Origin of the sequence: Paractinoplanes ferrugineus, assembly GCF_016862195.1 — a bacterium.
Taxonomy (GTDB): domain Bacteria; phylum Actinomycetota; class Actinomycetes; order Mycobacteriales; family Micromonosporaceae; genus Actinoplanes; species Actinoplanes ferrugineus.
The window spans coordinates 44,161-51,529 of record NZ_BOMM01000080.1; the positions used below are offsets into that span (position 1 = coordinate 44,161).

Here is a 7,369-nt window from a genome sequence, read left to right on the forward strand (position 1 = left end):
GCCGACGCATACGTCGAGGGCTATTCAGGTGCGCCAAAACATCGTCGCGAGTTCCGATAAAGCCGCCCTTATGGCCAGGAAAAGACCACGGCCGCACCTCCCGGAGGAGATGCGGCCGCGATCGGCGGGCAACAGATGTCAATAGCCGGCTATTACCTCCCAGAGCGCGAACGATTTGCGCCGGGCCGGATCGAGATCCTGGAATTCGTCGAGCGGCGAGGTGCTCCGGTGCCCCGGACTGGTGTCCCACGCCTGGAAGGCGGCCAGGTCGGTCCACTCGCTGAGCACCACGTAGCCGGCCGGATCCAGGACGTCGTGCAGCAGCTCGTTGCCGGCCAGCCCGGCGGTTCCCTTCATGGTCGCGCTGACCTCGTGATAGACCCGCTCGACCGCACCCGGATCGGTCTCGGGGGCCCGGTAGAAGACGGCGATACGAAGACGGTTGGCCATTGTTCTCCCTCGGGTCCGGCGTTCAGTGGGCGGCCGCGAGTCCGAAGGAGACGCCGGTCAGCTCCTCGGACATGTCGAACAGCCGGGCCGCGGCGGCGGCGTCGGCGGCGGCCCGGGCCGGGGCGACCTCGCCCGGCCGGCCCCGCATCTGCGCCAGGCCGGTCGGTCCGTAGACGGCACCGCCGACGACACCCGGCGCGGTGGCCGCGTGGAGCACCGCTTCCGCTCCGGCGGACGCGGACTGCGCCAGCAACGCGGTCGCGATCCGCAACGGACGTTCGCCCTTGCCGCCGTCCAGCCGTACCCCCTTGAACTGGATCTCGGTGTCGGCGAAGCCGGGGTGCGCGGCGACGGAGGTCAGACCGGCCGGGCCGGCCCGGCGGTCCAGCTCCTGGGCGAACATCAGGTTGGCGAGTTTGGACTGGTTGTACGCGCCGAACTTGTCGTAGCCGGTGCCGGTCGGATCGAACGCCGGCGCCTTGACCATCCGGGTCGACAGGCTGATCAGCGACACCACGCGCGGCCGGTGCGACCGGTAGAGCGCGGGGCAGAGCAGCCCGGTCAACGCGAAATGGCCCAGGTAGTTGGTGGCGAACTGGAGCTCGTACCCGTCCGGGCTCAGCCGCCGCGGACCGCCCATGATGCCGGCGTTGTTGACCAGCAGGTCGAGCCGCGAGCCTTGCTCGGACAACGCGGCGGCGAGCTCGCGAACCGAGGCGAGGACGGACAGGTCGGCCAGTGCGACCTTGAGGTCGGCGGCCGGCGCCGCACGCAGCATCGATCGCCGTGCCTCGTCCGCGCGCAGCCGGTCACGGCAGACCAGGGTCACGTGCGCGCCGCGCCGGGCGAGGCCGAGCGCCGTGTGGTAGCCGATGCCGGAGTTCGCCCCGGTCACCACCGCCGTCACGCCCGCGAGCGGGGCCGACTCGGTGGGCCGCCCGGCCATCTAGCGCGCCCCGCCCGCCGGCACCGGCCCGGACTCCGGCGTCCACGTGTAGAACACGTTGGCCATCGCGTCCCTGGGCTCCGACCAGTTCGGGTCGTAGGGGGTGATGAACTGGCCGAGCTTGGTGTTGATGTCCTGGTAGAGGTCGGTGCCGCGCTGCCGGTACAGGTTCGGCGAGATGTCCCCGTCGGCCTCCACCAGATGGAAGTAGAGCTGGTGGAACGAGAACAGGGTGCGTCGGCTGACGCCCACGAGATGCGGCAGCTCGGTGGCGTCCGACTCCGCGAAGACGCCGGCCACTCCGTCGGTGTCCGCCGGATTCATCCGGGCGACAATCAAAGTGCGGTGCAAGGAAATCCCCTCGCTTCGTTCAACACGGTCTATATCGGATGTCGAGGGCAGACGCTATCGGGGACCGATAAAGCGACAGTCAAAAATATTTCTTTTCCGCGCTTTGCACGGGGCTTAAGCTGCGTCCGTCAACGTGTCCACGAACTGGACCACGACGGGGGAAATTCGTGCTCGAACCAAGTGTCCTCGAGAGTGTCGGACAGCCGAGGATGGCGGTGATCACCGGCTCACGCGACCACGTTCGAATCATCCGGGAGGCAGTCGGTTATACGTCCGAGTTCGTGATCATCGCGGAGGTGCCGGCCATCCGCGAGGCGGTGACCCAGGTCCTGGAACTGGAGCCGGAGATATTCCTGCTGGGCACCGGCCAGGACGGCCAGAAAGCCCTTGAACTGGCCCGGCTGCTCCAGCGCCGGGACGGGGCCGCCGAGCCGATCATCGTGCTGATCTCCGACGCCACCGGCGAGGACTTCGCCGAGGCGGCCGCCCTGTCCCGCGGCGTCATCTGCGACGAGCTGCTGCCCGAGTTCCTGATTCCCGTGTTGCGCCTGGTCGCCGACGGCTACGTGGTCATGCCGCCGGACATCCGGGAGCGGGTGCTGGCCACGATCGGGCCGGCCGACACGGTCGGCGAGTTACGCGAGCGGATCAGCCGGGTCCTCAGCCCGCGCGAGCTCGAGATCGTCATGCTGGTGGCGCGGGGCCAGAGCAACGCGCAGATCTCGGCCGGCCTGCATCTGAGCGAGGCCACCGTGAAATCGCACATCCACCGGATCTCCGAGAAGCTTCAGGTCCGCAACCGGATCGGCATCGTGCTCCTGGCGATCGGCGCCGACCTGCTCCACGACGGGATCGACCCATGACCGGTCAGGACGGCCACAACAGCTTCGTCAGCAATGCCCGCAACCGCTGATCGCCCCGCTCGCCGAGCAACGCGACCACCTCGCCCTGCAGCTCGTCAAGCACCCGCAACGCCCCGGCCAGCAGCTCCTCGCCGACCGGCGTCAGCACGACCACGTTGAACCGCCGGTCGGCCGGATTGCGTTCCCTGGTCACCGCGCCGGTGCTCTCCAGCTCGTCGACCACCAGGACGGTGGTCGCCTCGGTGGTGCCGACCGTCCGGGCCAGTTGCTGCTGCGAGCACGGCCCCAGCTCGCGCAGGGCGATCAGGGCGCCGGCGTGCCGGGCCTGCAACTGGTGCTCGGCCATCGCCTCGTTGCCCTGCCGGCGGAGCCGGTGATAGGCCAGCGTGATGAAGTAGCTGCTCAGCTGCTCGCCGCCGACCTCCTGGCTGATGTCGGGCAGCAGCGCGCGCAGCAACTTGTTCAACTCTCGGCGTTCGCGGACCGAGAGCGGCTCCAGGAAATCGTTCTCGCCGTCCGCCGTGCTGTGGTCGATGGACTTGAGCAGCTCACGACCGGCCGCCGTGATCGAGAGCACGTGCGTGCGCCGGTCGGCCGGGTTGCGCGTCCGCTGGGCGTACCCGGCCTCGGTGAGCTTGTCGATCAGCTTGACCATGATGGTCCGGTTGATCTCCAGCCGGCCCGCCAGCTCCTGCTGGGACAGCACCTCCTGCTCGGCGAGCACGCTGAGCAGGGCAAGATCACGTGGTTGCAGGCCGCCCGGCAGGCCGACGTGCGAGATCTGGTTGGCGCGGTGGAACGCGCGCCGGAGAAGGTGACTGGTGTACCGGCGCAGGACGGGTGACATCGGCTGTTCCGACACCTGCTGCTGCACCTGTACTCCCTGCTGAACGCGGAAAGACCGGCGACGAGCACGCCGGTCTTCCCCACTATGCCTCACGGCCGGCGAGCGACCCCATCGACACCGCCGTGCGGCTCATTCACGAGCGGCCACGGCTACCGGTTCACGGATCGGCTCGTCGACGATCGGCGTCTCCCCGTGCGGCCCGAAGGTCAGGCCGCGACGCTCGTTGAGGCGCTCGAACATCCGGTGCAGCGGCGTCGCCATGAACGTCGTGATGATCGCCATCAGGGCGAGCACCGTGTAGAGCGTCGGGGTGACCACCCCGGCGCTCAGGCCGATGTTGAGCAGGATCAGTTCCATCAGACCGCGGGCGTTCATCAGCGCCCCCAGTGACCCGGCCTCCCGCCACGACATGCCCTGGGAGCGAGCCGCGATCGAGACGGCGCCGAACTTGCCGACGAACGAGGCCACCAGCACCAGACCGGTCACCAGCAGCACGACCGGGTCGGTCAGCAGGTTGAGCTTGGTCTGCAGGCCGGAGAAGATGAAGAAGGCGGGCAGCAGCACGTACGCGGTCAACGGCTCCAGCCGCTGGCGGAGCAGGTCGACGAACGGGCCACGCGGAATCACCGTGCCGGCGAGGAACGCCCCGAACACCGCGTAGATGCCGCACCAGTCGGTGAACCAGGCCGCCGCCAGCACGATCATCAGAACCGTGACGAGCGGGCCGATCGGCAGGCCGACACCCTCGCTCATCTGCTTCTCGGCCCGGTCGACCACCCGCCGGAGCACCCGGCGGCCGACGGTGATCATGAGAAGCAGGTAACCGGCTCCACCGACCACCGCGAGGATCGCCCCGTCGGCCGAGTCCTTGGTCGCCGCCACGACCGTGGCCAGCATGATCCAGGCGAAGGCGTCGTCCGCCGCGGCGCAGGCCAGCGCCATGGTGCCGAGCCGGGACTTGAGCAGACCGGAGTCGTACACGATCCAGGCGAGCATCGGGAACGCCGTGATGCAGATGCCGGCCGCCAGGAACAGGCCGCCCTGCCACGGTTCGACGTCCTCGGCGAACCAGCGCCCGCCACTGGTCAACTGCCATCCGATCAGGCCGCCCAGCAAGATCGGCACGCTGATCCCGGCGATCGAGGTCGCCGCCGCGTGCCGCATGTGCCCGCGGAAGATCGAGGTGTCGAACGAGGCACCCACCACGAACATGTAGAACACCAGCCCGAGCTGGCCGATGACATAGATGGCGCTCAGCGACGGATGGACGATGCTCTGGCCGTTCACCGAGATGTTCGTCGGGAACATCCAGTGCTGGAAGGTCGGCCAGATCAGGCCCAGAACGGACGGCCCGAGCAGGAAACCGGCGACCATGATCGCCACCACCTGCACCTGACCGAGTCGTTTGAAAAGCGGCCAGAGAAGCCGGTAAACGGCCAGAATGACGACCATCTGCAGAAAAAGATGCTCTGCCGTTTCGAACAATGTGGGCACGACACGCTCCAGATCTGATCTTTAGATGTCACCTCAGCAGGATGTTTATCAATCTAAAATCGGCATGTTCGGCGGCGGTAAAGCGCGGGTAGTTGAGCACCCGGGCAAATCATTTCGGCGGTAAGGGATCGGGACGGCATCATGGACGGCATGACCGAACCCAGTTCTCTCGAGGACGTCCGTTCCCGCATCGACGACCTCGACACCCGACTCGTCGCGCTGCTGGCCCGCCGCCAGGAGCTCGTCGCGGCCGCGGCCGGCTTCAAACGCGACGAGGACGCGGTGCGCGCGCCGGACCGGGTCGAACGGGTCGTCGCCGCGGTCCGCGCGAAAGCCGGCCCCGCCGGGCTGGACCCCGGCGTGGCCGAGGCGATCTGGCGCGCGATGATCACCGCGTTCATCGACTTCGAGCTGGCGCGTCACCGGCAGTCGGCGACCGGATAGAACGCGGCGCCGCGGCGGGATGCTCGCCGCTCCGGCCCGGCCCGCGCAGACCACTGCCGAGCTGAGGCAGCAGATCGCCCGGCGGATCCGGCTGGCTCCGGGTGGCAGGACCTCGGCCGACGGAACCGCCGGACAGCCGGGAACGGCGGGGCTCGGTGTCGACCGGGCCCCGCCGTTCCGCGGTTGCTGTCAGGCGACGCTGCAGGAGAGGTTGCCGGGCGCCGTGGAGCTGCTTCCGTTCACCAGGAAGCCGAAGGTGGTCGAGGCGGTCCCGCCCAGAGTGCCGTTGTAGGCGGCGTTCCGGACGCTGATCGTCCCGGTGGTGCCGGTGTTGACGCCGTTCCAGATGTTGGCGACGGACTGCCCACCGACCAGGGTCAGCTGCACGGTCCAGCCGCTGATGGTGGCGGTGCCGGTGTTGGCCACGGTCACCTCACCCTGGAAACCACCGCTCCAGGTGCTGATCGTCCGGTACGCCGCGGAACAGCCACCCGGCTGCCCGGTCACCGGCGGCGAGCTCGGGCTGGTGGGCGGCGTGCTCGGACTCGTCGGCGGCGTGCTCGGGCTGGTCGGCGGCGTGCTGGTCGGGGTGCTCGGCGGCGGCGTGCTGGTGCCGGGCACCGTGGTGGACGCGGCGTTGAGGGCGTTGAGAACCGAGGTGTACGCCGCCTTGGGGTTGCTGTTGCGGTCGAACAGCAGCGGGTTCTCACTGCCACGCCACGAGTCGCTGTCCCGGATGCCCCACGTCGTGATGCCGACGCAGCGCGGCACGTTCATGCACGCCTGGGTCAGGCCGCCGTACTGGCTGGCCGAGGCGTTGGTGACGTCGGCCTCGGTCAGCGCCACGTCGACGCCGAGAGCACCGAAGCTGGACAGCGTGGTCTGGAAGTTGCTCGGCAGCGAGCTGCCCCCGGTGAAGTGGGTCTGCAGGCCCACGCAGTCGATCGGCACGCCGCGGGACTTGAAGTCCTTGATCATGTTGTAGACGCCCTGCGTCTTGGCGTACGTCCAGTTCTCGATGTTGTAGTCGTTGTAGCAGAGCTTGACCGACGGGTCGGCGGCCCGCGCGGTGCGGAACGCCACCTCGATCCAGTCGTTGCCGGTGGACTGCAGGTTGGACGAGCGGCGGCCGCCGTTCTCGGCGAACGCCTCGTTGACCACGTCCCAGTAGGCGAGCTTGCCCTTGTAGTGGGCCATCACGCCGTTGATGTGATCGATCATCGCCTGGCGCAGGGCGCTGCCGCTGAGACTCCCCCAGAACGACGGCTGCTGCGCGTGCCAGGCCAGCGTGTGGCCGCGGACCCGCATGCCGTGCTGGACGGCCCAGTTGTAGATGGCGTCGCCGCGGGTGAAGTTGAACTGGCCGCGGCTGGGCTCGGTCGCGTCCGGCTTCATCTCGTTGACGGCGGTCATCATGTCGAACTCGCGGTTCGCGATGGTGAGGAACCCGGAGTCGCTGAGCCGGTCGCTGCCCATCGCGGCGCCGAAGTACCGACCGCTGCGTTCGGCGGCGGCCTTCAGCGTGGAGCCGGGCGGGCCGCTGAGGTCGGCGTGGGCGAGGGTGGCCGCGGCCATCGAGGCGACGGCGGTCGCCACGGCGACGGCGCCACCGGCCAACAATCGGAGGCGACCACGGGTACGGGGTCTCGGCTGGACAGGAGCTTGGTTCATCTGTGCGCTTCCTTCTCGATGTCGCCGGCCGTGGCGGCGGGTGGGCGGCGGGTGGGCGGCCCCGCTGCCACCAGGCGGAGTTCGCTTGGTGGCAGCGGGCCGGCAGCCGGCGGTGCGACGCGCCGTCAGCGCTGCAGGGTGAGCAGGCCCGGACGCCACGGCAGGTTGTTGTAGTCCCCGCCGGCGTTGGGGTTCTTGCCCTGGTAGAGCAGTTGCAGGTTGCACGGGTCGACGGTCTTGGTCTGGTCCGGGTTCGTCCGCACCAGGTCGCCGTGGCTGATGTCGGTGGTCCAGGTCGCCCCA

The 7,369-nt window shown here is 68.9% G+C and carries 9 protein-coding genes; 2 read left to right on the top strand and 7 right to left on the bottom strand.

Annotated elements, in window-relative coordinates:
• Positions 1–138 precede the first annotated feature (138 nt).
• From Afe05nite_RS40205 to Afe05nite_RS40215, 3 genes are read right to left on the bottom strand one after another with little or no spacing between them, the layout of a single operon-like run.
• Complete coding sequence (locus Afe05nite_RS40205) at positions 139–450, bottom strand: antibiotic biosynthesis monooxygenase family protein (protein ID WP_203822594.1); 312 nt, start codon at positions 448–450, stop codon at positions 139–141.
• 22 nt (positions 451–472) lie between these two features.
• Positions 473–1,396, bottom strand: a complete 924-nt coding sequence (locus tag Afe05nite_RS40210; RefSeq protein ID WP_203822595.1) for an oxidoreductase — start codon at positions 1,394–1,396, stop codon at positions 473–475.
• Positions 1,397–1,747, bottom strand: coding sequence for a TcmI family type II polyketide cyclase (locus Afe05nite_RS40215; protein WP_203822596.1), 351 nt, complete (start codon positions 1,745–1,747; stop codon positions 1,397–1,399). It lies immediately after the preceding gene.
• A gap of 215 nt (positions 1,748–1,962) precedes the next feature.
• On the opposite strand from Afe05nite_RS40215, the gene Afe05nite_RS40220 reads away from it, so the two are divergent.
• Positions 1,963–2,610: a response regulator transcription factor gene (locus Afe05nite_RS40220; protein ID WP_203822597.1), complete on the top strand. Its 648-nt coding sequence runs from the start codon at positions 1,963–1,965 to the stop codon at positions 2,608–2,610.
• Positions 2,611–2,614: 4 nt separating this feature from the next.
• Here Afe05nite_RS40220 and Afe05nite_RS40225 read toward each other — a convergent pair whose 3' ends face one another.
• Both Afe05nite_RS40225 and Afe05nite_RS40230 read right to left on the bottom strand, forming a co-directional pair.
• Positions 2,615–3,484, bottom strand: coding sequence for a MarR family winged helix-turn-helix transcriptional regulator (locus tag Afe05nite_RS40225; RefSeq protein WP_203822598.1), 870 nt, complete (start codon positions 3,482–3,484; stop codon positions 2,615–2,617).
• A 102-nt stretch (positions 3,485–3,586) separates the two neighbouring features.
• Entirely contained in the window at positions 3,587–4,909 is a 1,323-nt protein-coding gene (locus Afe05nite_RS40230) for a cation:proton antiporter (protein ID WP_203822599.1), read from the bottom strand.
• Between the two features lie 192 nt (positions 4,910–5,101).
• Here Afe05nite_RS40230 and Afe05nite_RS40235 point away from each other — a divergent pair, with 192 nt between their 5' ends.
• The gene (locus Afe05nite_RS40235; RefSeq protein ID WP_203822600.1) at positions 5,102–5,395 is read left to right on the top strand and encodes a chorismate mutase; all 294 of its coding nucleotides are present in this window, start codon (positions 5,102–5,104) and stop codon (positions 5,393–5,395) included.
• Positions 5,396–5,584: 189 nt separating this feature from the next.
• Here Afe05nite_RS40235 and Afe05nite_RS40240 read toward each other — a convergent pair whose 3' ends face one another.
• Both Afe05nite_RS40240 and Afe05nite_RS40245 read right to left on the bottom strand, forming a co-directional pair.
• On the bottom strand, positions 5,585–7,066 hold the full coding sequence (locus tag Afe05nite_RS40240) for a glycoside hydrolase family 10 protein (RefSeq protein ID WP_203822601.1): 1,482 nt from the start codon (positions 7,064–7,066) through the stop codon (positions 5,585–5,587).
• A 125-nt stretch (positions 7,067–7,191) separates the two neighbouring features.
• A partial coding sequence (locus tag Afe05nite_RS40245) for a non-reducing end alpha-L-arabinofuranosidase family hydrolase (protein WP_275407551.1) occupies positions 7,192–7,369 on the bottom strand: 178 nt, incomplete at its 5' end.

Coding starts and splice junctions, on each gene's coding strand:
- Afe05nite_RS40205 (WP_203822594.1), bottom strand. CDS start 450: ATGGCCAACCGTCTTCGTATCGCCGTCTTCTACCGGGCCCCCGAGACC.
- Afe05nite_RS40210 (WP_203822595.1), bottom strand. CDS start 1,396: ATGGCCGGGCGGCCCACCGAGTCGGCCCCGCTCGCGGGCGTGACGGCG.
- Afe05nite_RS40235 (WP_203822600.1), top strand. CDS start 5,102: ATGACCGAACCCAGTTCTCTCGAGGACGTCCGTTCCCGCATCGACGAC.
- Afe05nite_RS40240 (WP_203822601.1), bottom strand. CDS start 7,066: ATGAACCAAGCTCCTGTCCAGCCGAGACCCCGTACCCGTGGTCGCCTC.
- Afe05nite_RS40230 (WP_203822599.1), bottom strand. CDS start 4,909: ATGGTCGTCATTCTGGCCGTTTACCGGCTTCTCTGGCCGCTTTTCAAA.